This is a genomic window from Ideonella sp. (assembly GCF_036277275.1).
In the GTDB taxonomy this organism is placed as follows: Bacteria; Pseudomonadota; Gammaproteobacteria; order Burkholderiales; family Burkholderiaceae_C; genus Ideonella.
In genome coordinates, this window is record NZ_DASUNH010000044.1 from 20,464 (window position 1) to 44,752 (window position 24,289).

At 67.6% G+C, this 24,289-nt stretch carries 15 protein-coding genes; 5 read left to right on the forward strand and 10 right to left on the reverse strand.

Annotated elements, in window-relative coordinates:
* Both VFY73_RS09065 and map read right to left on the reverse strand, forming a co-directional pair.
* Entirely contained in the window at positions 1 to 2,631 is a 2,631-nt protein-coding gene (locus VFY73_RS09065; protein WP_329717842.1) for a [protein-PII] uridylyltransferase, read from the reverse strand.
* A 388-nt stretch (positions 2,632 to 3,019) separates the two neighbouring features.
* On the reverse strand, positions 3,020 to 3,823 hold the full coding sequence (gene map, locus VFY73_RS09070; protein WP_329717843.1) for a type I methionyl aminopeptidase: 804 nt from the start codon (positions 3,821 to 3,823) through the stop codon (positions 3,020 to 3,022).
* Positions 3,824 to 4,025: 202 nt separating this feature from the next.
* On the opposite strand from map, the gene purL reads away from it, so the two are divergent.
* Positions 4,026 to 8,018: a phosphoribosylformylglycinamidine synthase gene (purL, locus tag VFY73_RS09075; RefSeq protein WP_329717845.1), complete on the forward strand. Its 3,993-nt coding sequence runs from the start codon at positions 4,026 to 4,028 to the stop codon at positions 8,016 to 8,018.
* 130 nt (positions 8,019 to 8,148) lie between these two features.
* Here purL and VFY73_RS09080 read toward each other — a convergent pair whose 3' ends face one another.
* Together VFY73_RS09080 and VFY73_RS09085 are read right to left on the reverse strand one after the other, a co-directional pair.
* On the reverse strand, positions 8,149 to 10,863 hold the full coding sequence (locus VFY73_RS09080) for a VCBS repeat-containing protein (RefSeq protein ID WP_329717847.1): 2,715 nt from the start codon (positions 10,861 to 10,863) through the stop codon (positions 8,149 to 8,151).
* Complete coding sequence (locus VFY73_RS09085) at positions 10,860 to 11,840, reverse strand: hypothetical protein (RefSeq protein WP_329717849.1); 981 nt, start codon at positions 11,838 to 11,840, stop codon at positions 10,860 to 10,862. Before VFY73_RS09085 ends, VFY73_RS09080 begins: the two co-directional genes overlap by 4 nt.
* 235 nt (positions 11,841 to 12,075) lie before the next feature.
* Between VFY73_RS09085 and VFY73_RS09090 the strand changes: the two genes are divergently transcribed.
* The gene (locus VFY73_RS09090) at positions 12,076 to 13,056 is read left to right on the forward strand and encodes a tetratricopeptide repeat protein (protein ID WP_329717851.1); all 981 of its coding nucleotides are present in this window, start codon (positions 12,076 to 12,078) and stop codon (positions 13,054 to 13,056) included.
* 75 nt (positions 13,057 to 13,131) lie between these two features.
* Here VFY73_RS09090 and VFY73_RS09095 read toward each other — a convergent pair whose 3' ends face one another.
* The 4 genes from VFY73_RS09095 to VFY73_RS09110 all read right to left on the reverse strand — a co-directional run bounded on the left by VFY73_RS09095 (position 13,132) and on the right by VFY73_RS09110 (position 19,347).
* Positions 13,132 to 14,982, reverse strand: a complete 1,851-nt coding sequence (locus tag VFY73_RS09095; RefSeq protein WP_329717854.1) for an EAL domain-containing response regulator — start codon at positions 14,980 to 14,982, stop codon at positions 13,132 to 13,134.
* Positions 14,983 to 15,083: 101 nt separating this feature from the next.
* Positions 15,084 to 18,617, reverse strand: coding sequence for an ATP-binding protein (locus tag VFY73_RS09100; RefSeq protein WP_329717856.1), 3,534 nt, complete (start codon positions 18,615 to 18,617; stop codon positions 15,084 to 15,086).
* A 74-nt stretch (positions 18,618 to 18,691) separates the two neighbouring features.
* Positions 18,692 to 18,859: a hypothetical protein gene (locus VFY73_RS09105; protein ID WP_329717858.1), complete on the reverse strand. Its 168-nt coding sequence runs from the start codon at positions 18,857 to 18,859 to the stop codon at positions 18,692 to 18,694.
* On the reverse strand, positions 18,850 to 19,347 hold the full coding sequence (locus VFY73_RS09110) for an NAD(P)H-dependent oxidoreductase (RefSeq protein WP_329717860.1): 498 nt from the start codon (positions 19,345 to 19,347) through the stop codon (positions 18,850 to 18,852). Before VFY73_RS09110 ends, VFY73_RS09105 begins: the two co-directional genes overlap by 10 nt.
* Before the next feature lie 240 nt (positions 19,348 to 19,587).
* Here VFY73_RS09110 and VFY73_RS09115 point away from each other — a divergent pair, with 240 nt between their 5' ends.
* Positions 19,588 to 20,454 carry a hypothetical protein gene (locus VFY73_RS09115; protein ID WP_329717862.1) on the forward strand — a complete coding sequence of 289 codons (867 nt, stop codon included), beginning with the start codon at positions 19,588 to 19,590 and terminating at the stop codon, positions 20,452 to 20,454.
* Between the two features lie 14 nt (positions 20,455 to 20,468).
* Here the strand turns inward: VFY73_RS09115 and thrH are convergent, their stop codons facing one another.
* On the reverse strand, positions 20,469 to 21,086 hold the full coding sequence (thrH, locus tag VFY73_RS09120) for a bifunctional phosphoserine phosphatase/homoserine phosphotransferase ThrH (protein ID WP_329717864.1): 618 nt from the start codon (positions 21,084 to 21,086) through the stop codon (positions 20,469 to 20,471).
* Positions 21,087 to 21,221: 135 nt separating this feature from the next.
* Here thrH and VFY73_RS09125 point away from each other — a divergent pair, with 135 nt between their 5' ends.
* Both VFY73_RS09125 and VFY73_RS09130 read left to right on the forward strand, forming a co-directional pair.
* Positions 21,222 to 21,569, forward strand: a complete 348-nt coding sequence (locus VFY73_RS09125) for a hypothetical protein (protein ID WP_329717866.1) — start codon at positions 21,222 to 21,224, stop codon at positions 21,567 to 21,569.
* 40 nt (positions 21,570 to 21,609) lie between these two features.
* Complete coding sequence (locus VFY73_RS09130) at positions 21,610 to 21,975, forward strand: DUF2784 domain-containing protein (RefSeq protein WP_329717868.1); 366 nt, start codon at positions 21,610 to 21,612, stop codon at positions 21,973 to 21,975.
* 60 nt (positions 21,976 to 22,035) lie between these two features.
* On the opposite strand, the gene VFY73_RS09135 is transcribed toward VFY73_RS09130, so the two are convergent.
* On the reverse strand, positions 22,036 to 24,273 hold the full coding sequence (locus VFY73_RS09135) for a molybdopterin-dependent oxidoreductase (RefSeq protein WP_329717870.1): 2,238 nt from the start codon (positions 24,271 to 24,273) through the stop codon (positions 22,036 to 22,038).
* Positions 24,274 to 24,289: the final 16 nt, after the last annotated feature.

A 24,289-nucleotide genomic window follows, 5' to 3' on the forward strand; every position in this document is an offset into this window, starting at 1 on the left:
TCATGGGGTCATCGCGATCGCGTCGAGCAGCTCGCTTTCGATTTGCAGCTGCAGCTTGGGCTGCTGAAGCGCCGGGCCGCTGACGAGGAAGGTGTCTTCGACGCGCTCGCCGAGCGTCGACACCTTCGCCAGTTGCAGGTTGATCTCGTGCTTGCCCAGCACCCGGGCGATGGCGTAGAGCAGGCCTGACCGGTCACTGGTGCTGACCGACAGCACCCAGCGCTGGCCCTTCTCGTCCGGCCGCAGCGACACACGGGGCTGGATCGGGAAGCTCTTGACCCGGCGCGACACGCGGCCGCGGCTGGGCAGCGGCAGCATGCCGGTCGACGCCAGCGCCTCGGCCGCCTGCGTCTCGACCAGCGAGATCATGTCGCGGTAGGCGCTGGCGGCCTGGCTTTCGGCGTTGGGGTTGACGACCTGGAAGGTGTCCAGCGCGTAGCCGGCGCGGGTGGTGTGGATCTTCGCGTCCTGGATCGAGAAGCCGGCTGAGTCGAAGTAGCCGCAGATGCGGGCGAAAAGATCGGGGCAGTCGGGCGAGAAGACCAGCACCTGCAGGCCTTCGCCGATCGGCGAGGGCCGGGCGCGAACGATCGGCACGCGGGTTTCGATGTGGCGCCACAGCGCGCGCGCATGCCAGGCGATCTCGGTTGCGTCGTGGCGGGCGAAGTAGCTGACGTCCAGCGTCCTCCACAGCGGCTGCTCGGTGCCCGGCAGCGCGGAGTGCAGCGCCAGGATGTGTTGCGCCTCCTGCTTGCGGGCCTCGATCTCGGCGTCGGCGTTGGGCGAGCCGCCGCCCAGTGCACGCAGCGTCAGGTGGTACAGGTCTTCCAGCAGCTTGCCTTTCCAGGCGTTCCACACCTTCGGGCCGGTGCCGCGGATGTCGGCCACGGTCAGCAGGTACAACGCGGTCAGGTGGCGCGCGTCGCCCATCCTGCGCGCAAACGAGGTGATCACCTCGGGGTCGGACAGGTCTTCCTTCTGCGCCACCCGGCTCATCGTCAGGTGGTGGCGGACCAGGAACTCGGCCAGTTCGGTGTCGGCGCTGTCGAGGCCGTGGTCGCGGCAGAAGCGGCGCACCTCGGTGCCACCGAGCTCGGAGTGATCACCGCCGCGGCCCTTGGCCACGTCGTGGAAGAGGGCGGCGATGTACAGCACCCACGGCTTGTCCCAGCCCGCGGCCAGTTGGCTGCAGAACGGGTATTCGTGCGCATGCTCGGGCACGAAGAAGCGCCGTACGTTGCGCAGCACCATCAGGATGTGCTGGTCCACCGTGTAGACGTGGAACAGGTCGTGCTGCATGCGGCCGACGATGCGGCGGAAAACCCACAGGTAGCGGCCCAGTACCGAGGTCTGGTTCATCAGACGGAAGGCGTGCGTCTGCCCCTCGGGCTGGCGCAGCATGTCCATGAACAGCTCGCGGTTCACCGGGTCGCGCCGGAAGCTGCTGTCCATCACGTTGCGGGCGTTGTAGAGCGCGCGCAAGGTGCGGGCCGACAGGCCCTTGATGCCGGGGGTCTGCTGGTAAACCAGGAAGGTCTCGAGGATGGCGTGCGGGTTCTCGGTGTAGAGGTCGTCGCGCGCGACCTCCAGCATGCCAGCGCGGTCGAAAAAGCGAGCGTTGATCGGGCGCATCGGCACGGCCTCGGTGCCGTTGACCCGCTCTTCGATGTTGAGCATCAGGATCTGGTTCAGCTGCGTGACCGCCTTGGCCGCCCAGTAATAGCGGTGCATCAGCACTTCGGATGCGCGGGTGCCGCGATCATTCTCGTAGCCGAAACTCTCGGCCACGGCCGTCTGAAGGTCGAACACCAGCCGGTCTTCGCGCCGGCCGGCCACCATGTGCAGTCGCGCACGGATCAGCTTCAGCGTGCCTTCATGGCGCTGCAGCTGCTTCACCTCGAACGGCGTGATCAGGCCCTTGGCAGCCAGCTCGCTCCAGGTGCGGCCCAGGCCGGCGGCGCGGGCCACCCACATGACGACCTGCAGGTCGCGAAGACCGCCAGGGCTTTCCTTGCAGTTGGGCTCCAGCGCGTAGGGCGTGTCTTCGTATTTGACGTGGCGCTGGCGCATTTCCAGCGACTTGGCGCGCAGGAAGGCCCGCGCGTCCATCACCTCGGTGTTGGCGTGGCGAAAGGCGTTGAACAGGCGCCGCGAGCCGCAGAGAAAGCGACTTTCAAGCAGCGCGGTCTGCACCGTCACGTCCTTGCGGGCTTCGGCGATGCAATCTTCGATCGTGCGGACGGACGAGCCGATCTCCAGCCCGATGTCCCAGCAGGCGGTGATGAAGCCCGACAGCGTGGCGTGCACGGCCGGGTCGTCGGCCGCATGCACCATCGTCGGCGGCAGCAGCACCAGCACGTCGACATCGGAATGCGGGAACAGCTCGCCGCGGCCATAACCACCCACGGCCAGCAGTGCGGCGCCGGTGGGCATGCCGCTGGCTTGCCAAAGCTCTTGCAGCGTGGCGTCCACGTGCCGGGCCAGTGCGCGCAGCAGCTTGGCGACGCTGGTGGTGGTGGGGCGCGAGCTGCGGAAGTGCTCGATCAGCTCGGCCTTGCCACCGCGAAAACGATCGCGCAGCGTGGTGACGCAGGGTGCGGCCTTTTCGGTCGGGGCGTCCAAAGGGGCCATGTCAGCGAATCCGTTATGTCCGGTTCCGGTCAGCCAGAGGGTTGGTGCGAGCCGAGCGTACGGGGCGACTGGCTCCGTTCATCCCCGGGCCAGGAGGCCCGTAGCGTCGCCAGGCACAAACAGTCCTCAGGACTGTTTGTGTCCGGGCTCCGTCCCCCGACAGCAGCCATTGGCTGCTGCCTCCTCCTAATACTTCGCTGCGCCAGTCACCCCATACCCTCGGCGGGCACGGTGTTTTGCCGCGCGTTGATGAGGCAAGACAGTGCCGATCAGGATGGTGGGGTGCTCTGCGCAGTGAGGTAAAGGAGGAGCTGTCAGCCGCAGGCTGGCGGCGGGGGACACGAACGGAGCAGAGTGCCCCGGCGTCCTGATCCCGCTCCATGACCCATCAGCCTGCGACGAACGCAGGCACAGCCGGGCTACCGGCCGACACCGTCATCACCTCGTAGCCGGTCTCGGTGACGACGATGGTGTGCTCCCATTGGGCGGACAGCGAACGGTCTTTCGTGACGATGGTCCAGCCGTCGCCCGTTTCGCGGATCTCGCGCCGGCCGGCGTTGATCATCGGCTCGATCGTGAACACCATGCCAGGCACCAGCTCTTCCAGCGTGCCCGGGCGGCCGTAGTGCAGCACCTGGGGCTCTTCATGGAACTTTTGGCCGATGCCGTGGCCGCAGAACTCGCGCACGATCGAGAAGCCCTGGTTCTCGGCAAAGGTCTGGATCGCGTGGCCGATGTCGCCCAGGCGTGCGCCCGGCTTGACCTTGGCGATGCCGCGCCACATCGCTTCATAGGTGATGGCGCAAAGCCGCTTGGCGGCGATCGAGCCCTCGCCGACGACGAACATGCGGCTGGTGTCGCCGTGCCAGCCGTCCTTGATGACGGTGACGTCGATGTTGACGATGTCGCCGTTCTTCAGTGGCCGGTCGTTCGGAATGCCGTGGCAGACCTGGTGGTTGATCGACGTGCAGATCGACTTCGGGTACGGCGTATAGCCCGGCGGCTGGTAGTTCAGCGGGGCAGGGACGCCGCCTTGCACGTTCACGATGTGGTCGTGTGCCAGCTTATCGAGCTGTTCGGTGGTGATGCCGGGCTTCACATGCGGGGTCAGCATGTCCAGCACTTCAGAGGCCAGGCGGCCGGCCACGCGCATGCCTTCGATGTCGGCGGCGGACTTCAATGTGATCGTCATAGAGAGATTTTTGTTTACGGCGCAACTTCGCAGAGCGAAGTGAGCCTCCAACGCAATGACATGACTGTCATTGTCGCACTCCCCCGTAAAATCACGGGTTTTCACGGGCTTGGCCCCTGGTGTCCCAGGGCTGCCGGCCTCCCGCCACACGGTGCGCCACGAGCGTGCCGCGCCGCCACCGCCGCTCCCACGCCGTCACCCCATGTCTTCAGCTCCCAAGCACCTGATGCACTTCGAGGGCGGCAACGCCCTGTCCGCCTTCCGCGCCCAAGCGCTGCACGCCGCCCTGCAAGCCGCTTGCCCGAAGGTGACCGGTGTCACCGCCCGCCATGTGCACTGGGCCTGGAGCGACGCCGGCCTGGACGCTGGCGCACTGGACAAACTGGCCTCGCTGCTGCGCTACGGCGACCCGGCCCTGGCAGCCGAAGGCGAACTGGTCGTCGTGATGCCCCGCCTGGGCACCGTGTCGCCCTGGGCCAGCAAGGCCACCGACATCGCCCACAACTGTGGCCTGGGCATCCACCGCGTCGAGCGCGTCACCGAATACCGGCTGACGCTGAAGACCGGCCTGTTGGGCGGCGCCAAGCCGCTGACGGCCGACGAGCGCCAGGCCTGCGCCGCGCTGTTGCACGACCGCATGACCGAAAGCGTGGCTTTCGAACGCGACGCCGCCCGCCACCTGTTCGACGAGCAACCGGCCGAGCCGATGGCCCATGTGGACGTGCTGGGGCAGGGGCGTGCCGCGCTGGAGAAGGCCAACACCGAATTCGGCCTGGCCTTGTCCACCGACGAGATCGACTACCTGGTCAACGCCTTCACCGGGCTGAAGCGCAACCCCACCGACGTCGAGCTGATGATGTTCGCGCAGGCCAACAGCGAGCACTGCCGCCACAAGATCTTCAACGCCGAATTCACGATCGACGGCGAAAAGCAGCCGCTGTCGATGTTCGGCATGATCCGCCACACCGAAAAGACCAACCCGCAGCGAAGCATCGTCGCCTACAGCGACAACGCCGCGGTGATGGAAGGCGGCCCGATCGAGCGCTGGTTGCCCGAAGGCTTCACCAACGCACCGAAGTACGGCCCGCGCCAGGAAACGGCGCACGTGCTGATGAAGGTGGAAACGCACAACCACCCGACGGCGATCTCGCCGTTCCCGGGCGCTTCCACCGGCTCGGGCGGTGAGATCCGCGACGAGGGCGCCACCGGCCGCGGTGCCAAGCCCAAGGCGGGCCTGACCGGCTTCTCGGTCTCGAACCTGAACCTCCCGGGCACCAGCGAACCCTGGGAAACCAGCCCCTACGGCAAGCCCGAGCACATCGCCAGCCCGCTGCAGATCATGACCGAGGGCCCGCTGGGGGGGGCGGCCTTCAACAACGAGTTCGGCCGGCCCGCGCTGGGCGGCTACTTCCGCGTCTTCGAGCAGACGGTGGGCGAGGGCGCCAATGCCATCCGCCGCGGCTACCACAAGCCGATCATGATCGCCGGCGGCCTGGGCACGATCAGCGAGGGCCAGACCCACAAGCTGCCCTTCGGCGCCGGCACGCTGCTGATCCAGCTCGGCGGCCCGGGCATGCGCATCGGCATGGGCGGCGGCGCTGCTAGCTCAATGGCGGCCGGCACCAACACCGCGGCACTCGATTTCGACTCGGTGCAACGGGGCAACCCCGAGATCCAGCGCCGCGCGCAGGAGGTCATCAACCACTGTTGGGCGCTCGGGGCGAACAACCCGATCGTCGCCGTGCACGATGTCGGCGCCGGCGGCATCAGCAACGCTTTCCCCGAACTGGTCGACGGCGCCGAGAAGGGCGCCCGCTTCGACATGCGCAAGGTGCCGCTCGAGGAAACCGGCCTGGCGCCGAAGGAAATCTGGTGCAACGAGAGCCAGGAACGCTACGTCCTGGCGGTGAACCCGGACCTGCTGCCGCTGTTCGAGCAGATGTGCGAGCGCGAGCGCTGCCCGTTCTCGATCGTTGGCGTCGCCACCGACGACAAGGAGCTGATCCTCGAAGACGGCCCCGGCGGCGAGCGCGTGATCGACATGCCGATGGACGTGCTGCTGGGCAAGCCGCCGAAGATGCAGCGCGACGTGACTCGCGTGGCGCGCGAACTGGCGCCGCTGAATCTGGATGGCGTCGAGTTGAAGACGGCCGCCTTCGATGTGCTGCGTCACCCGACCGTGGCCAGCAAGCGTTTCCTGGTGACGATCGGCGACCGCACCGTCGGCGGCCTGAACCATCGCGACCAGATGGTCGGCCCGTGGCAAGTGCCGGTGGCCGACTGCGCGGTGACGCTGGCCGACTACGCCGGCCTGCGTGGCGAGGCGATGAGCATGGGCGAGCGCACGCCGCTGGCTGCGCTGGACGCCCCGGCCTCGGGCCGCATGGCGGTGGCCGAGGCCATCACCAACCTGCTGGCCGCGCCGATCACGCTCGAGCACGTCAAGCTCAGCTGCAACTGGATGGCCGCCTGCGGCGAGCCGGGCGAAGACGCCGCGCTGTACGACACGGTCAAGGCCGTCGGCATGGAGCTTTGCCCGGCGCTCGGCATCGGCGTGCCGGTTGGCAAGGATTCGCTGTCGATGCGCACGCGTTGGCAAGACGGCGGCGTGCAGAAGCAGGTCGTCGCGCCGGTGTCGCTGATCGTCACGGCTTTCGTCACGCTGGACGACGTGCGGGGCACGCTGACGCCGCAGCTGCAAGACGGCGACACCACGCTGATCCTGGTCGACCTGGGCGCCGGCAAGGCCCGCATGGGCGGCTCGATTCTGGCGCAGACGCTGCAGCAGTTCGGCGATACGGTGCCGGATCTGGACGATGCGGCGCGCTTGAAGTCGTTGGTCGCTGCGGTGAACGAATTGCGCGGCCAAGGCAAGCTGCTGGCCTACCACGACCGCTCGGACGGCGGCCTGTGGGCGGCCGCCTGCGAAATGGCCTTCGCCGGCCACCGTGGCGTCAGCCTCAACGTCGACATGCTGGTCACCGAAGGCGACGGCATTGCCGACAGCCGCGCCGAAATGGGCGATTCGAAGAACTGGGCCAGCCAGGTCAGCGGCCGGCGCGACGAACTGACGCTGAAGGCCCTGTTCAACGAAGAACTCGGCGTGCTGATCCAGGTGAAGACGGCCGAGCGCGACGCTGTGCTCGGCACGCTGCGCGCCCATGGCCTGTCGACGCTGAGCCATGTCGTCGGCAAGACCAACGACAAGCAGGTGGTCGAGGTCTGGCGCGATGCCAAGCCGCAGTTCTCGGCCCCGCTGCGCGAACTGCACCAGGCCTGGGACGACGTCAGCTGGCGCATCAGCCGGCTGCGCGACAACCCGGTCGGCGCCGACAGTGAACACGCGGCCGCCGGTGGCGACGACCCCGGCCTGCACATTCACCTGACCTACGAGCCGGCCGAAGACATCGCCGCGCCTTTCATCAACAAGACCCGGCCGAAGCTGGCGATCCTGCGCGAGCAGGGCGTCAACAGCCATGTCGAGATGAGCTACGCGATGGCGAAGGCGGGCTTTGACACCTTCGACGTGCACATGAGCGACCTGCACGCCGGCCGCGCACGGCTGGACCAGTTCCAGGGCTTCATTTCCTGCGGCGGCTTCTCTTACGGTGACACCTTGGGCGCCGGTGAGGGCTGGGCCCGTTCGGTGATGTTCAATCCAGTGCTGGCCGAGCAGTTCGCCGCCTTCTTTGCGCGCAGCGACAGCTTTGCGCTGGGTGTGTGCAACGGCTGCCAGATGATGGCCGCGCTGGCGCCGATCATCCCCGGTGCCGAGGCCTGGCCCAAGTTCACGCGCAACAAGAGCGAACAGTTCGAAGGCCGGCTGGCGATGGTCGAGGTGCTCGATAGTCCGTCGATCTTCTTCACCGGCATGGCCGGCAGTCGCGCGCCGATCGCCGTGGCGCACGGCGAAGGTTTCGCCGACTTCTCGCAGCGCGGCAACGCCACCCTGGTGCACCGAGCGATGCGCTTCGTCGACGGCCACGGCGCGCCGACCGAGGTCTACCCCTTCAACCCGAATGGCAGCCCGGACGGTCTGACGGCGGTGACCACGGCCGACGGCCGCTTCAGCGCGCTGATGCCGCACCCCGAGCGCGTCTTCCGCCATGCGCAGATGAGCTGGACCAATGGCGACATCACGGCCGACAGCCCGTGGATGCGCATGTTCCGCAACGCGCGACGGTGGGTGGGGTGATTTGAGTTGAGAAGCAAGGCGCCCGCCTTGCTTCTGGCTGTCAAGTTCAACTCGTCGTTGTTGGAGTCAATCCAGCACCGCCCTTGGCCGGCCCATCATGCGGGGTGAGTACGCCACGCGCCATCCGCGACTATTTCGACGTGCTCGCCGAAGCGGCATTCTGCGCAGGCGGCCATCGCCCCGCCACTGCTCCGGTGCCATCGCGGAAGACAAAATTCGGATCGCCGATTCGTTCCTTTGCGCCGTCCGGGCCTCGACGCAATCGCACGTCGATCTCGACGCTTGCGCCGACTGGGCAGCTGGCATCGCAGCGTCGCACGTAGTGATGTGTCTCCTGCGCGTCTGGCCCCGTGATGATCCATTCGAGGCCGAAGAGGTCGCCCCGGCGTAGTTGTTCGCCATTTGCATCCGCACGGTACATCCAACGGCCATCGCGGGCATCCGAAAGCTCTCTGTGCACCACTTGCTGACTGCCGTCGAGCACCGTCTGAAACATGCGCTCATGGTTGTCGTACTCGGTGAACTCACGCACGATGGTGTTCTGCGGCTTATCCGTTGCACGATCGAACCATGTCTTCTCGATTCGACGTAGCAGTCCCCGCACATCCTTGAAGATCGTCTGGACGTGGAATGAGGTCTCGGCGCTGTCTGAATGTCCCTGCGACTTCGTCTCAAGGGTGACTGGGTCGAAGTCGTGCCAGTCGCGCGTGACCTGGGGAACGCCGCTTCCGCGCGTGACCGTGGTCGATGCAGATTTCTTGCGTGGGGCAGCGTCGCGTGCAGGGTCGAAGGCGTAGTCGATTCGAACGGTGGTGCGGGTGGCCCGGCCGCCCGGTTCCGTGTCCGTTTTCTCACTGGCAACGAGGTTGCCCCAATCGTCATGGAGGTTGCGCTCGTCGGAGTGGCCCGTCTCTGCGTTCGACGTTGTCTTCTTCGACGTGAGACGCCGGGAAACCGCGATGACGGTAGTGCGATGAGCGTCCAGGCGCCGGTGCTTCGCGTCCCAGTCGGTGTGAAGGACGGTGCCCCCATCCGGCCACCGGATGACCGAGTCGGTGGACAGGCCGATGAAGGGCCACGAGTTGGCGTACCAATCCGTCCGAGAAGGCTCCCGATCGACGATGCGGTCGATGCGGCGGAACCCCAAGTAGCCTCGGCCGATGGAGCTCCGGGCCGCACCAGCATACTTGTAGGCGACATCCTCGTGCTGACCGCGCACGCTTTGCCGCGCGCCTGCAACGATGTCTGCGATGCGTGGCACGCTCTTGATCGGCCACGATGTCGAGAGCGGGCGATCATCTGGATCCAGCGCCACAGCGTCGTACACGAAGTTGCCGGGCGCATAGCGCCATTCGGTTCGCACCCCCCATCCGTCCTCGACCCATACCAGCTGGTCAAGAGCCTCACGCGGCGCCGCAAGCCGCCGGGCACCGAAAACTTCGTAGTGGCCGCCGCGCCGGTATCGCACGAGCTCCGGAACTGTGCCATCGATCAGTTGCAGGAACAGCCACCGGTCGCCCGGCGATGTGCGGGTCAGCCGATAGCCTTCGGCGTCCCGGAACTCCCAGCGCAAGGGGCAGGCTGCACGTGCATCCCCGTGCACGACGCAGCTGCGAAGGTGGAGAGGATCTGCATCGTCGGCCACCAGGGTCGCGCGCTGTCCGTTGCGGATGAAGTCCCCGGCCAGCAGAACACGGGAGCCGAGCGCAAGGGGCAACGCCTCGCAGGCTGCCGCCGATCGCAGGCCGCTGCCGTAGCAGATGCGGTACGTGGGCATCCCCGACCGGGCATCGCGCGTCTCGGCCACGAAATCGGTATAGCCGTCACCATTCAGGTCGCCGGCGGCGCCCGCGCTCTCCGGGGCGACGTCGGGCCAGTGCGCCAGTCGAACGCGGTCGGAGGCCCTCGGCCCTTCCGCGTCGTACCCGTAGCTGTACGCCACAAGGGCGCCGCTCTCCGACTCGTAGTTCATCAGATCCGTGCGGCCGTCACCATCGATGTCAGAAAAATCGTTGCTCCAGCGATTCGGATCCTTGAGCAGAGAGGCTGGCGGCAGTACGTAGCGCTGGCCTGCTGGCAGGTCGCGGCATTCGAAGGAAGTAGCGGTGGAAAGGCACAGTCGCTGCGCCGTCTTCGAATCGAACAACACATCACTGCGGTCGTCAGCGTCGAAGTCGTATACCCAGTGCCGGAGGGTTCCGGCAAGCACATTGGGAATCGGACGGCACACGAAGCCCTGGCCTGTCCGGAAGCGTGCATCGCAGCGGGACCAGGCGAAGGCGCCGTGACTAGGCGCATCATCGGTGGCCGTGTCGCCGGATCGGGCGACGACCAAGTCCATCGACCCGTCGCCGTCGAAGTCCCCCGTCGCCATTACCCGCTCCCGAGGGTGGCGCCCAGGCAGCGCAGGCTGGGCACTGAAGCCGTGCCCCGAATTGCGAAAGAGGATCGTTCCTGTCGGGCCTCCCTCGGGGTCCGGCTGGCCAGGCGCCAGCAGGTCATCGAGACCATCGCCGTCAACGTCGACAGTCCTGATGCCCAGGTCTGCCAGCGACAGACGGCTAGCAGGGTCGCCCGGCGCTCCCGAGGACGGCGGCGCCAGCAGCTCGGCTCCTCCGGCCAGTCGTTCGAGCACGGGGCCCGTCCACGTACCCAGGCTTGCAAACGCTGGAGTGAAGGCCGGTTGCCCGAACCCGAAGCGGGTCGGGGCGAGGCAGTCGCCGTCGCCAGTGCAGAGCGTGACCGAGGACAGCAGGCTGCGACCGCTGGTTGGGCTCACGCCGTAATCGAGCCGCAGATCGAGCACCGGCATACCGCCGCTGCCGTCGCTTGCCGTGTCGGTCAAGGTCCGGACTCGACGCAGGCGGCGAAGTGCATCCGCTCGGCCTCCCGCGATGAAGATGCGCTCCGCATCGGGGCGAGGCTCGTATTCGAATACGACGGTGGCGAAGTGCGACTGGGGGGGGCGGCGCCCGGCCGCCCGCCATAGCGGATCGTGGTCAGCAGCGTCTGCTCGCCCGCCGCACCACGTTCGTAGCCGTAGTCGATCGCGTTCCCGTAGCGGTCGGCTGACCGCCTCAACCACCATGTGACCGGGCCGGCGCGCCCCGCGGCGTCCGTGCCGAGATCCATCCACTGCGACGGCGTCACATCGCTCCCGAAGGCGTCGACACGTCCACCCGGGTGTCTCAGGGCAAAGCCGCCCGGCATGCGGCTGACGCGAAGTCCGGAGGTCTCCTCGGTTGCATAAACAGCGTCGTCGGCCCAGTACGCGGCATCGTAGGCCGCGCTACCTGGACGCGCTCGTGAGGCGGCGGCGTGCGTCGGAACGAGCCGGCGCCCGTCGTAGCAAAGCCGATCGCGCGTCGTCAGTCTCAAGGTATCTGTGTGCCCGTCCTGCGCGATCGTTGGCGGGCAGCGGTGGATCGAGTGTGTTGCCGTGAAGTTGCCCCCCACGCCAAGCTTTCCGTTGCCTGTGCCGCCGCCGTGGTAGAGAGTGACTGCTGGGATGTTTTCCAGCACGCCAGGCGGCACCGGCAGTTCCATCGACCAGATTGCACGCCCTGCGTCCGTATTCGTTCTCGCCGGAATGGCTCCCCCCCGGGGCTGATCAATCAGCGCGAGCAGGCGGGCGATATCGACGGGACTCGCCGACTGCGCGATAGCCGCTGCAGCGGGCGCGAATAGCGCAGTGAGCAGCGCAATGCGGAGCACCTGCCTCCCGACTGTCGGGGTCGCCCATGCATCGTTTGTGCAAAGCGCACCGAGCCCATCTCTCGCCACGGCGGTCCCTTCTCGTGGCGCATTGATCTTCGACTTCATGACGTTGCCATGCCTCCCACCGGCGCGAAAATGCGCCATCTGCCGCCCCGCCACGCTATCCATCAGGACGCCCGGCGCCTTCCCTTCGACCGAGATGATGCCTCACCTTCCTGCCACGCTTTGTACCTTCCGCCTTGGCATGTGTTTGCTCTTCGCCATTGCATTGGCGGCGATGACAGCCCGAGCAGCTGAGTCCCTGCCGGTTGATCCGCCGCGTGCCCGCCTGTTGCCGCCGATGATCGCTCTCGACGAGGAGCGCTTCGACGAGGCGCTGACGCTCCTGGCAGCCCTCGAGCGGGAGTTCCCATCGTCGACAAAGGTTCTGATGCTCGAGGCTGAGGCACACGCAGGCCGGCGCGAGCTGGACCCCGCACGCGCGATCCTTGACCGCGCCGTGGTCCTTGCGCCCAACGACCCCGATCTCCTGACGCACTATGGCGACTTGCTCAACGATTGGGGCGATTTCGTGAAAGCACTGTCGATGCTTGACCGCTCGCTGCGGATCCGTCCAGACGATGCTGCGACACTGACGCATCGCGCCCTCACGCACCTCGCGCTCCAGCAGCGGGACGCGGCCCGCGACGATCTCGACGCGGCGGTCGCGGCCAGCCCCTTCCTGTCGTCTCCGAGATGGGTCCGCGCCCAATACCGTGCGCAGGCCTTCGACCTCGCTGGCGCCCTGGAGGACCGGCTCACCTGGGAACAGTCTCGCTTTGATGCGAACGGCGACGTGCACGTGGGTCTGATCCTATTCGCGTTGCGCGACATCCCGGCCGCGGAGCCACGCCTTCGCCGCGTCGTGGCCGATGGCAAGTTCCCGGGTCATGCCAGTCTGTGGTGGTACCTGGCTGCACTCCAGCTCGAGGGTCGCGACGCGGTGCAAGCCGAGTTTCGCCGCCAGGTCGCAGCGCTTCCGGCTGACAAGCGCGCAGGTTGGCCGGGGCCGATTCTCGCGGTCTACCTGGGTACTTCGGATCTGGCGACTATGGACGCAGCGGCGCGCCAGGCTTCACCGCCCGATCGTTCGGACCGGATCTGCGAGGCCAACTACTACGGCGCGCAATGGCTGGTGCTGTCGGGGCGCGTCGAGGATGCGTTGCCGCGGTGGCGGGAGGCCGAGCGAGAGTGTCCCGTTGCCTTCTTCGAACGCTTCCTCTCGCACGCGGAACTCGTCCGACGTCAGAGGCTCGGCGAATCCGCCGTGGCGCCGGACTGACAGCCGAGGCAGTCGGATTCCCCGGCCACCGAGAGGGCGGCGACGCGAGGAGGGGCGGACCAGCCGTCCAGCCCCTCAAGCCACCTTTTGCGCGTCGGCCCGACTGGCATCGCCCAGCCACTCGCGCAGCAACTGCGGCGTCAGCGCCTCGGGCTGGTGGTACAGGTAGCCCTGTGCCCAATCGATGCCCAGTGAGCGCAGCATCGCGGCGACACGTTCGTTCTCCACGCATTCGGCCACGATGGGCTTGTTCAGCAGGCGGCCCATCTCGGCCATCGAGCGGACCATGCCGCTGTGCACGTCGTCGGTGTCCATGTCGCGCACGAACATGCCATCGATCTTGATCGAGTCGAAGGGCAGGCGCCGCAGGTAGGTGAACGACGCGAAGCCACTGCCGAAATCATCGAGCGAGAAACGGCAGCCCAGGTCGCGCAGATTCTGCATGAAGCTGCTGGCACTCTGCAGGTTGGTGATCGCCTCGGTCTCGGTGATCTCGAAGCACAACAACCGGCCCGGCACCCGGTGCTTGGCCAACAGCTCGCCCACGTGGTCGCACAACCCGGCGTCGCGGATCGTGATGGCTGACAGGTTGACGGCGATCTGACCGATCTGGTCGTGCAGGTCGGGCACCTCGCCCAGCAGCGCCACGACCTGGCCGATCATCCAGCGGTCGATGTCGATCACCAGGTGGAAGCGCTCGGCCGGGGCAATGAAGTGCGCCGGCATCAGCAGCTTTTCGCGCACCGGATCCCACAGCCGAGCGAGCGTTTCGATGTGCAGCCGCGCCGGGGCCCCGCTCGGAGCCCCGAGCGGTTGCAGGCGCTGGCCGTACAGGCGCAGCCGGTTTTCCTTCAGTGCGTCGAACAGCACCAATGCCCAGTTGATCGACTCGCGCTGCGGGTCGCTGGCGCTGCGCTTGGGGTCGTAGACGCAGATCGCACCGCGACCCTCGCGCTTGGCCAGGTAAGCGGCCTCGTCGGCCATCAGCATCAACTGGTCGAACGAGACGATGTCACGCTGGATGCGCACCACCGCGATCGACGCAGCGAGCTTGAAGACCCGCTCCTCCCACTGGAACTCGAACTCGCTGATCTGCTTGTGGATGTGGCGCGCCAGCGCCGTGCCGCCTTCCTCGCTCTGGTCTTCACTGACGACGGCGAACTTGTCGCCGCCCAGCCGGGCGAAGAAGTCCGAGCGCTGCAAGGCGCCACTGACCAGCTCGGCGAACTGGCGCAGCAGCTCGTCGCCGGCCACGCAGCCGCAGGTCTCGTTGACGAGGCGGAACTGGTCGATGTCGATCAGCAGGAACACGGCGGCGGTGGCCTGGCGCTGAATGCGGGCGAGCAGCTCGGAGACGTGGGCGTCGAGTGCGCCGCGGTTGTATTGCCGGGTCACGAAGTCGTGCGTGGCCAGGTAGTTCAGGCGATCTTGCATGTAGCGCCGCTCGTTGATCTCGACCCGCAGCTGGCGATTGGCCAGCGTCAGCTCGGCGGTGCGTTCGCGCACCCGCTCTTCGAGGCTGCGGTTCAGCTCGCGCAGGTCGCGCAGCAGCACCTGGCGTTCGATCTGGTGGCGCACCCTCGCCAGCACTTCGTCGGTGTTGATCGGCTTGGTGATGTAGTCGCTGCCGCCAACGCCGAAGCCGGTGCTGATGTCGTCGGTGCGAGCCGTGACGAAGATCACCGGGATCTCGGCCAGTGCCATGTCGGCCTTCAGGCGGCGGCAGACCTCGAAGCCGTCCATGCCCGGCATCATCACGTCGAGCAAGATCAGATCGGGGGCGCGGCGTGCGGCCAGCTCCAGCGCGCGGGGCCCGTTGGTGGCCACCATCAGCTCGCAGCCCATGCCTTCGAGCACGGCGCTCAGCACATCGATGTTCTCGGGCGTGTCGTCGACGATGAGGACGGTGAGCTTGATTCCGGTCACTGCTGAGCAATCAAGAGGTGCCGAAGAAAACCCAGTGTATGCCAGCGTGGCGGTGCCGGCTCAAGCTTTTCGGGCTCGCCCCGACGTGCGTTTGTCGCAGTTCAAGCGCCCGGCGCATGGCGAAGAAACTCACCGACCGCTTCTTCGAGACCCTGGAAGTCGTAGCGTTTGGCAGCGTCTTCCCACGCCCGGCCGCGTGCACTGCCGAGGCTGTCCGGCGGCAGCCCGGCGAGCAGCTGCTTGACGCGGCCCAGGTCGCCGTCGGCGGCTGCGGCTTGCAGCTCAACCAGGCGCTGCCGCGTCTCGGCATCCAGCGATGCCTGTGGCGTCTCGGCCGGGGCGCTGGCCACAGGGCCGTGGGCGGGACCCGACGTGGGGGCGGCAGGCGGCCCCGGCTCATCGATGAAGCGCACGCCGGCATACCGGGCGAGCATGCGGTAGATGTCGCGGAACGGGTAGGGCTTGGGCACGAAGTCCTGGAAACCGATCTCGATGTAGAAGCGGCGTTCGTGCTCCAGGCTCGACGCGGTGACCGCCACCACCGGCAGCGCCGCCGTCTCGGGCGCCGCCCGCAACGCGCGGATCAGGTCGACGCCCGTCATCCGCGGCATCCGGATGTCGCTGAACACGATGTCGAAGCGCTCATGGCGGCAGGCCTCGAGCCCGGCCTGGCCGTCGTCGGCTTGCTGCACCTCGCAGCCGATGTCGAGCAGCAGCTTGACCAGCAGGTCGCGGCTGTCGCGGTCGTCTTCCACCACCAGCGCGCGGCACGGGGTGGCCGGGTCGAGCCGGGCCAACTGCACGTCTGCCAACGCAATGCCCTCCGGCGCGTCCACTGCCGGCAGCGGCAGCACGACGCGGGCGCGCGTGCCCACGCCGGGGGTGCTGGTCAATGTCAGCTCGCCGCCCAGCGCGCGGGCGATGTCGCGCGAGAGCACCAGGCCCAAGCCCGAGCCGCCCTTGTCGCGCCCGGCCTCGCCCTGGCTGAACGGGGTGAAGAGTTGCTCCAGCTCGGCCGCCTCCATGCCGGGGCCGGTGTCCTCGACCTCGATCCACAGCGAAGCGCCGTCGCGCCAGGCTTGCAGCCGGATGCGGCCGCGCTCGGTGAACTTCAGTGCGTTGCCCAGCAGGTTGATGACCACCTGGCCGATCTTGTTGCGGTCGCTCTGCACCATCGACGGCACCGGCAGGCCCGACAGGTCGGCCTCCCAGGCCAGGCCTTTGGCGGCCACCCGGCTGGCGAACAGATGGCTGATGTCCTGCAACTCGCGCTGCAGGTCGAAGGCCTGCAATACCAGATTGAGCTTGCCGGACTCGATCTTGGCCAGATCCAGCACATCGTTGATCAGGCCCAGCAGCCGGTTGCCGGCCGACAGGATCACCTCCAGCCGCTGGTGCGCCGCGGCGGGCAGCGTGCGGTCGGCCAGCAGGATCTGCGTGAAGCCCAGCACCGCATTCAGCGGCGTGCGGATCTCATGGCTCATGTTGGCCAGGAACATCGACTTGGCGCGGTTGGCCGCCTCGGCCCGCTGCTGGGCATCGCGCAGCTCGTCCTCGACCGCGCGCTGCTGGGTCACGTCGGTGATCAGGCTGGCCATGTACAGCGGGTGGCCGAGGTCGTCCTTGAGGATGAAGTGCGACTGCGCCAGCACCCGCGCAGGCCGGCCGCCGCGCGCGGCGATTCGCCATTCGCCTTCCCAATGTTCGTGTTCCTTCAGCGCCGGCATCACCTCGTCGACGAAGATCTTGCGGAAGCGCCGGCCCATGTAGTCCAGCAGATTGCGGTTGCTGGCCGGTGTCCAGTCGACGTCACCGGTCATCTGGCGCAGCGCCGGGTTGAGGTAGACCATGCGGCCGTCCAGCTCGGAAATGCCCAGGCCCTGGTGGGCGCTCTCGGCCAGCCAGCGGAACATCTGCAGCTGCTGCTCGGCGCGCTCGCGCTCGGCCACTTCGTCGCGAAGCGACTCGTTGCTGCGGGCCAGTTCGCGGGTCCGCTCCACCACTTGGGATTCGAGCGCCTGCTGCTGGTCTCTGACCAGCAGGTCGTGCCGGCGGCGCGCGACCATGAAGCCAGTCAGCAGCGTGGTGAAGATCAGGCCCGAAGCCAGCACCGCGAGCTGCAGCCAGCCCGGCTTGGGCACCAGCTGCGCCCATGCAGGTTGCAGCAACAGCATCCAGCGCCTGTCGGCCACCTGAAGCGCCACCTCGTGGTGGATGCCGCTGTTCAGCTGCGGCAATGCCCGGTCGCGCTCGGCCTGGTCGCGTATCACCAGCGTTTCGTTGGCCGGCCACTCCAGCGCGTGGGCTGTCGGTGCGTCCGGGTCGTACAGCAGCAGATGGTGACCGTTGATGTCCATCTGCGTCACCGCGGCGCGCAGCAGCAGGCCGACGTCGATGGTCGCGGCAACCATGCCGCGCAAGTTCTGCGGGTCCATCAGCAGCCCGCGCGAAGTCAGGCCGGGCAGTGGCGCATACAGCACCTGCACCAGGTCACTGGTTGCCGTCTGCGCCACGGAATGCAAAGGCAGAGAAGAGGCGATGCCACCGCTTTCGCGCGCCTTGTCGATGGCCGCACCGCGTTGCGGATCGGCCAAGTGGTCGATGCCGAGCAAGGCCTCGCGGCCCGCTTCCGGGGCCGTCCATTGGACCGGAAAGTACTCCGGCCGCAGCCCGGCGGAGATGACGGTGTCGCGGGGGCTCACCTCGCGCAGCGTGAGATCGCCGTTGCGTTCTTCGAACGAATCGCGGTCGATCAGGCTGACACGCGGCAGATAGGCGAAGTGCTGCTGCCAGGGGCTGCGTTCCAGCATCGGTCCCGAGACGGTGCGGAACTCGTCAGGCTGCAACTCGACCTTGTAGAACATGCGCTGCAGGATCTCGAGATCCCGCTCGGCCATGTCGATGTGGTTCTGCAGCGCCATCGCCAGCCGCGTGCCGTCGGAGCGGAAGCGTTCGATGTGCAGGTCGCGCTCCATCACGCCGACCGACAGCGTCGCGAACAGCGTCAGGCCCAGGCCCATGCAGATGATCGGGAAGGCCTGTGCGGCGACCCGCTGGCCGCGAAACGCCGGGTGCAGCAGCAGCAAGGCTGGTGGCGCGACGAGCAGCATGCCGGCGACATCGCCGACCCACCAGGTCAGCCCGCCGAAGAAGATTTCTTTCGGCGCCGCCTTGCCGAAGGCGTAGAGCGTGGCCTCGCCGACGCTGGCCCCGATCAGGCTGCACGCGCCCACCACCAGTGCGAAGTGCAGCGTCTGCCGCACGGGCGCGGCCTCCACCTTGCCGGGCACGTCACGCACCAGGTGCGCGGCCAGCGTCGCCTGCACCAGCGAGCCGCTGGCCAACAGCGCCGCGCCGAGCAGCGCCGAGCCACCGTAGCCCAGCTGCGGGCCGAAAAAGTCGGAAAAATGGGTGGCGACCGAGCCCAGCATCAGGCCGGGAAAAACGCGAAGGCCGCACAACATGAGCGCGGCCAGTGCAATGCCGGCAGGCGGCCAGATCGCCGTGATGCGCAGCGGCCCGATGGCCAGCGCCATGCCCAGCTGGGCCGTCACGTAGTAGGCCAATGCCAGGCTGATGTTGAGCAGCAGCAGGCGGTTACCGGGCGAGAGCGACGGAAGCAGGCGTTCGAGCATCCCAGGCGGGCGGGATCATGACAAGCCCGCGCGAACGATGATAGACGCGGCCGGCAGGCCCCGCGCCTTCGGGCTTACACGGCCGCCTGGCCCAAACGACCCAGCCGCACCAGCCAGGCTTTCGAGGTGGCGGCCTTCATCGCCCCGACGCCGCCGATCAAGGTGTGTTCGATCGGGCGCTGGGTATCTGCCCAGCCGTCCGGCCGCACCATCATCACCATCTGGTCGAATCTCAATGGCACCTGTGCGCGGGGCAGGGCACCCGGATATTGCGCTCCAGTGACTTGACACTGTGGGCGCGGAAGTACCAGCGGTACAACAGCGCCGGCATGCCCATCGTCACGATGATGCGTGCCGAGCGGCCGACCAGCCCCTTGTGCGCGAACGGGTTGGGCCCGTCACCCTTGAAGGCGAAGCCGGGTCGTGCGACCTGCTCGAGAAAGCCCTTGACCAGGGCCGGCATGTCGCCCAGCCAAAGCGGGAACAGCAGCACCAAGTGCTCGGCCCAGGCGATGTCCGCCTGGGCGGGCACCAAGTTTGCCGGAAGCTGCCCATGCTCCCAATCTGCCTGACGGCGCAGCAGCGCAAAGTCCAGCGTCCCGATGTCCAGCGATCGCACGTGATGCCCGGCTGTCATGGCACCGTCCCGATAGGCGGCAGCGAGGGCGTGGCAGAAGTGCGTTCCGCCGGCATCCGGGTGGCCCTGGATGATCAAGATATGGCGAGGCATGGTGGGCGTCAGCCGGCGGCCTTGGTCGTGGAGACCGAGCCACTATCGCGGGATGCAGCGAGGCCGGGTTTGACGGCCGACAAGGCCCGCCGCGGTACGACAGTTCTCGCTTCGCGGCGGGGGCGCTACATTGCGGGCGTGTCTGCCACGGGTTTGCATCGCAGCCGTTCGTTCAAATGGGGGCTCCTGGCGGCCTGTGCGGCAGCGTTCCCGTGCGGCGCTGCGCAGGCAGAAGAAACGGTGCCGGCCGAGGTCGCCGAGGCCGCCGAAACGGCGCGCAGCACCGTCCGCTCGATCGCCGTCTGGCTCGCCAGCGGGGTCGACAGCTGGTTCGGCGACCGTCCCTTCGAGGCCGGCGGCGGCAAGGTCACCGATGGCCGCCTGAGCATGGCGCTGCTGCTGCGCCAGCACGACAACCCGGATTTCGACGTGCGCTTCAACGCGCGTTTTCGTCTGCCCAATATCGAGGAACGGCTGTACGCCTTCGTCGGCCGCGACGACCAGCGCGACGTGATCACCGATCGGCCGGGCCCGTTCTCGCGCCAGGACCGCCTGCTCGACGACACCCGCGACCGCGACTTCTTCGCCGGCCTCGGCCGCTCGCTCAACGATGCGGTCGACCTCCGGGTCGGCCTGCGCGGCGGGCTCAATCCGTTCGCTCAGGCGCGATACCGCAACGAGTGGCTGATCGGCCCGAACGACCTGGCCGATTTCAGGCAGACGTTCTTCTGGTCGCTCGAAGATCGCTTCGGCTCGACCACGGCACTCTCATACGAACACGCCTTCACGCCGGACCTGGCCGCGCGCTGGCTCAACTCGGCAACGATCACGCAGGAGTCCAAGCAATTCGAATGGTCGACCTTGCTGGGAGCGTATCGGTCCTTCGGCGACCAGCGCATGCTGGCGCTCGAAACCCTGGCCAGCGGCGAGCAGGGCTCGGGCGTCGGCGTCAGCGACTACGGCGTGCAGGCCCGCTGGGAGCAGCCTGTCTACCAAGACTGGCTGCTCGGCGGCGTGGTGCTCGGCCACTTCTGGCCTCGCGAAGACGAAGACAGCCCGCGGCTGAGGGCCTGGGCGGTCGGCGTCAGCATGAAGATGCGGTTCTGATCAGCCGGTGGCTCTCAGCCGGCGGCAAGCCGCGCTGCGGCCTCGTCGATCGAACGGCGCAGGTCAGCGTACGCGTGGTGGGCCTTGAATTGCGGGAACTGCTGCGCAATCGCCTCGGGCGGGTGGATCAGGAAGCCGGCATCGGCGGCGCCCAGCATGCCGGTGTCGTTGTAGGAATCGCCAGCGGCGAAGACCTGGAAGTTCAGGCTCTTCAGCGCGTTCACTGCGTGGCGCTTCTGGTCCGGCTGACGCAACCGGTAGTCGCGCACGAAACCCGCGTCGTCGATCAGCAGCCGATGGCAGAGCAACGTGGGGCGGCCGAGCTGGCGCATCAGCGGGTCGGCGAACTCGTAGAACGTGTCAGACAGGATGATGACCTGGAACTGCTCACGCAAGCCGTCGAGAAACTCGCGCGCACCCGGCAGCGGGCCCATGCCGGCGATCACGCCCTGGATGTCGGCCAGCTTCAGGCCGTGGCGGGCCAGCAGGTCGATGCGAAAGCGCATCAGCTTGTCGTAGTCCGGCTCTTCGCGCGTGGTGCGCGAGAACTCGGCGATGCCGGTGCGTTGGGAAAACTCGATCCAGATTTCGGGGACCAGAACGCCTTCGAGATCGAGACAGACGATTTGCATGCACTACTCCGTGGACAGCCTGCTTCGATCGTACATGGCGCTGGCGGCGGCCGGCCGGGCGAAGGCGCCAACCGATACCCGCGGCAGCCGGGAACGGGCTACGCTTGAGCTTCTTGTCGCGCGATGGAGGCCACCATGCCCGAGCAGCTCACCAAGCACCCAGAGGTCACGCTCCAGGTCCTGCGCAGCTCGGGCGCCGAGTGCGCGCAGGGCGCGGCGCAGAAAATCCTCACCCAATGCCCGGCCGAGCGTTTCTGCAAGCTGCCGGGCGGCGAGATTTGCGTCTTTGGACTGCCGGATGCCCCCAGGATGACGCAGATGACGGCCGCCGACTGGCGGGCACTGGTTCCCGCTGCCCCAGCCGAGGCCTCGAAGCCTGACGGCTCCTTCGGCAAGGGGGTGTTGCTGAGCGGCGGCGTCGGCATCATGGCAGGGGCGATCATCGGCATGCTCGCGATGCGCCTGTGGCGCGTTCGGACATAACGAAGATCGACGCGGCGCAGTCAAACCCGGCCTGTCAGCGATGTGGTCTCGTCTTGCGGCTGACGCTGCCCTCGTTCTGCACCTCGCCTTCATCGCCTTCGCGTTGTTCGGTGCCGTGCTCGCCTTGCGCTGGAAGTGGGTGCCTCTTGTTCAGCTCCCAGCCGCGGCATGGGGCATCTACGTCGAACTCACCGGCCGCCTCTGCCCACTGACCCACCTGGAAAACCACTTCCGTACGCTGGCAGGCCAGGGCGGCTATTCGGAGAGCTTTGTCGAACGCTACCTGCTGAGCATTGTCTATCCGGAAGGCCTGACCCGGGAGGTTCAGCTCTATCTCGCGGCGATCGTCATCGTGGTCAACGTGGCGATCTACGGCCTGATTGGCTTTCGCCGCACGAGGCGTTGAGGCCTCGGCCTCCTCGCCAGAACCCGCCACGGCCGCGCGACCCGGCGAGGCACTGTGGCGCTATGCCGCGCTGACGCTGACCGCCACGCCGGACAGCACCGCATTGCCTGACAGCGGATCACGCAGCCCGTCGTCGAGCACTGCGTTCAGGTTCGCACCCGGCCGCTCGGCGGCCACACGCAATCGGGCGCCGGCCTTGTCATGGCCCCAGCCGTGGGGCAGGCTGATCACGCCGGGCATCATGTCCGTACTGATGACCACCGGCGCGGTGACCGTGCGTTCGGCATTGCCATCGTCCGCGCTGATGCGCGCCAGCGCGCCGTCGGCCAGGCCCAGGCGCTCGGCATCTTTCGGGTGGATCAGCGCAGTGCAGCGCTCGGGGCCCTTGGCGAGGGTGTGCAGGTTGTGCATCCAGCTGTTGTTGCTGCGCACGTCACGCCGGCCGACGATGACCATCTCGGGCGCCGGCTCGGCCAGGCGGTCACGGGCGCGTTGCAGGTCGGCCAGGCAGGCCGGCGGCGCCAGCTCGATGCGGCCACTGGGCGTGCGCAGCATCTCGGGGATGCGCGGCTGCAAGGGGCCCAGGTCCATGCCGCCGGGCGCGGCGATCACCTTGTCCAGGTTCAGCCCTTGCGGCTTCAGGCCGAACATGTCGCCATGCGGGCCGGTACGCAGTGCCAGGTCCAGCAGCCGATCCGGCCCCTTTCGGCCGCCAGCCGCCAGCGCGGCCAGCACCGCCGGGGCGTGGGCGCCGGCTTGCTTGGTCACGTCCTGCTCCAGCATCGCGTCGTCAAGCGCCAGCACGTCGGCCCGGGCGCCCAGGCCACGCACGATCGCCGTCAGCCGCAACAGGTTCTGCCATTCCGGCGGCTGGCCTTCGGTGGGGGGGAACACCGGCGGGCTGTAGCGGGCATGGTTGCGGTGCGAGAACTGCGGAAAGGTCACGTCGTAGTGCTCGTCTTCGAGCGGCGACATGCCCGGCAACACCACGTCGGCATGGCGCGAGGTTTCGTTGAGGTAGATGTCCAGGCTGACCATGAACTCGAGCGAGTCCAGCGCCCGGGCCAGGCGGGGGCCGCCGGGCGACGAGAGCACCGGGTTGCTCGCGAGCGTGATCAAGGCCTTGATCTGGTCTTTGCCTGCCGTCTCGATCTCTTCGGCCAGCACGGTCATCGGCAGCTCGCCCATCACCTCGGGCGCATGGCTGACACGGCTGGCGTGGCGGCCGGTGATGATGCCGCGGCCGATGCCGGGCTTGCCTTGCGTGTTGGGCGCGAAGGCGGCAGCATGCGGGAACATCGCGCCGCCGGGGGCATCGAGGTGGCCCGTCAACACGTTCAGCACATCGACCAGCCATGACGACAGCGTGCCGAACTCCTGCGTGCAGGTGCCGATGCGGCCGTAGACGCAAGCGCGTTCGGTCGTCGCCAATTGGCGCGCCAGGGCGCGGATCGTCCGGGCGTCGACGCCGCAGCGTGCGGCCACCGCCTCGGGCGTGAACGCGGCCACCGCGTCGCGCACGGCGTCGATGCCCACCGTCCACTCGGCCAGCCGGCCGGGGCTGGCCAGGTTCTCGGCGAACACCGCGTTCACCATCGCGGCGAGCAGGAAGACGTCGGCACCGGGGCGGATGAAGTGGTGCGCGTCAGCCACCGCGGCCGTCTCGGTGCGGCGCGGGTCGACGACGACGATCTGGCCGCCGCGTGCGCGCAGCGCCTTGGCCTTGCCGCGAAAATCCGGCACCGTCCACAGGCTGCCGTTGCTGGCCATCGGGTTGGCACCGAGGATCAGCAGGAAATCGCAGCGCTCGATGTCGGGCACGGCGATCGACAGCCAGTGGCCAAACATCCAGCCCGACGCGAGCTGCTTGGGGATCTGGTCCAGCGTCGACGCCGAGTAGATGTTCTTCGAGCCCAGCGCCTTCGCGAGGCGGCTGAAGTACAGCACCAGGCTCATCTTGTGCGCCGTGGGGTTGCCCACGCTCAGCGCCACCGCATCTTTGCCGTGGTGCTCGATGATCGGAACCAGGCGCCGCTCGATCTCGTCGAAGGCTTCATCCCAGGTGGCGGGCTGCAGCTCACCGTTGCGACGCACCAGCGGTTGGCGCAGGCGATCCGGGTCTTCGTGCAGGTCTTTCAGCGCGAAGCCCTTGGGGCAGATGTAGCCGTGCGAGAAGACATCGTCGGCCTTGCCGCGGATCGCGATGACCTTGCCGTCGGCCACCTGCACGTCCAGCCCGCAGCACGCCTCGCACAGCGGGCAGATGCGGTAGCGGGTTTCTGTGTTGGTGGCGGTCATGGCGACTCCAAATCAA

Bases quoted from the DNA above. Each gene is read 5' to 3' on its own strand.
- VFY73_RS09085 (WP_329717849.1), bottom strand. From the start codon at position 11,840: ATGAAGTCGAAGATCAATGCGCCACGAGAAGGGACCGCCGTGGCGAGA.
- VFY73_RS09090 (WP_329717851.1), top strand. From the start codon at position 12,076: ATGATCGCTCTCGACGAGGAGCGCTTCGACGAGGCGCTGACGCTCCTG.
- VFY73_RS09100 (WP_329717856.1), bottom strand. From the start codon at position 18,617: ATGCTCGAACGCCTGCTTCCGTCGCTCTCGCCCGGTAACCGCCTGCTG.
- map (WP_329717843.1), bottom strand. From the start codon at position 3,823: ATGACGATCACATTGAAGTCCGCCGCCGACATCGAAGGCATGCGCGTG.
- VFY73_RS09130 (WP_329717868.1), top strand. From the start codon at position 21,610: ATGTGGTCTCGTCTTGCGGCTGACGCTGCCCTCGTTCTGCACCTCGCC.
- VFY73_RS09110 (WP_329717860.1), bottom strand. From the start codon at position 19,347: ATGCCTCGCCATATCTTGATCATCCAGGGCCACCCGGATGCCGGCGGA.
- VFY73_RS09125 (WP_329717866.1), top strand. From the start codon at position 21,222: ATGCCCGAGCAGCTCACCAAGCACCCAGAGGTCACGCTCCAGGTCCTG.
- VFY73_RS09135 (WP_329717870.1), bottom strand. From the start codon at position 24,273: ATGACCGCCACCAACACAGAAACCCGCTACCGCATCTGCCCGCTGTGC.
- thrH (WP_329717864.1), bottom strand. From the start codon at position 21,086: ATGCAAATCGTCTGTCTCGATCTCGAAGGCGTTCTGGTCCCCGAAATC.
- VFY73_RS09065 (WP_329717842.1), bottom strand. From the start codon at position 2,631: ATGGCCCCTTTGGACGCCCCGACCGAAAAGGCCGCACCCTGCGTCACC.
- purL (WP_329717845.1), top strand. From the start codon at position 4,026: ATGTCTTCAGCTCCCAAGCACCTGATGCACTTCGAGGGCGGCAACGCC.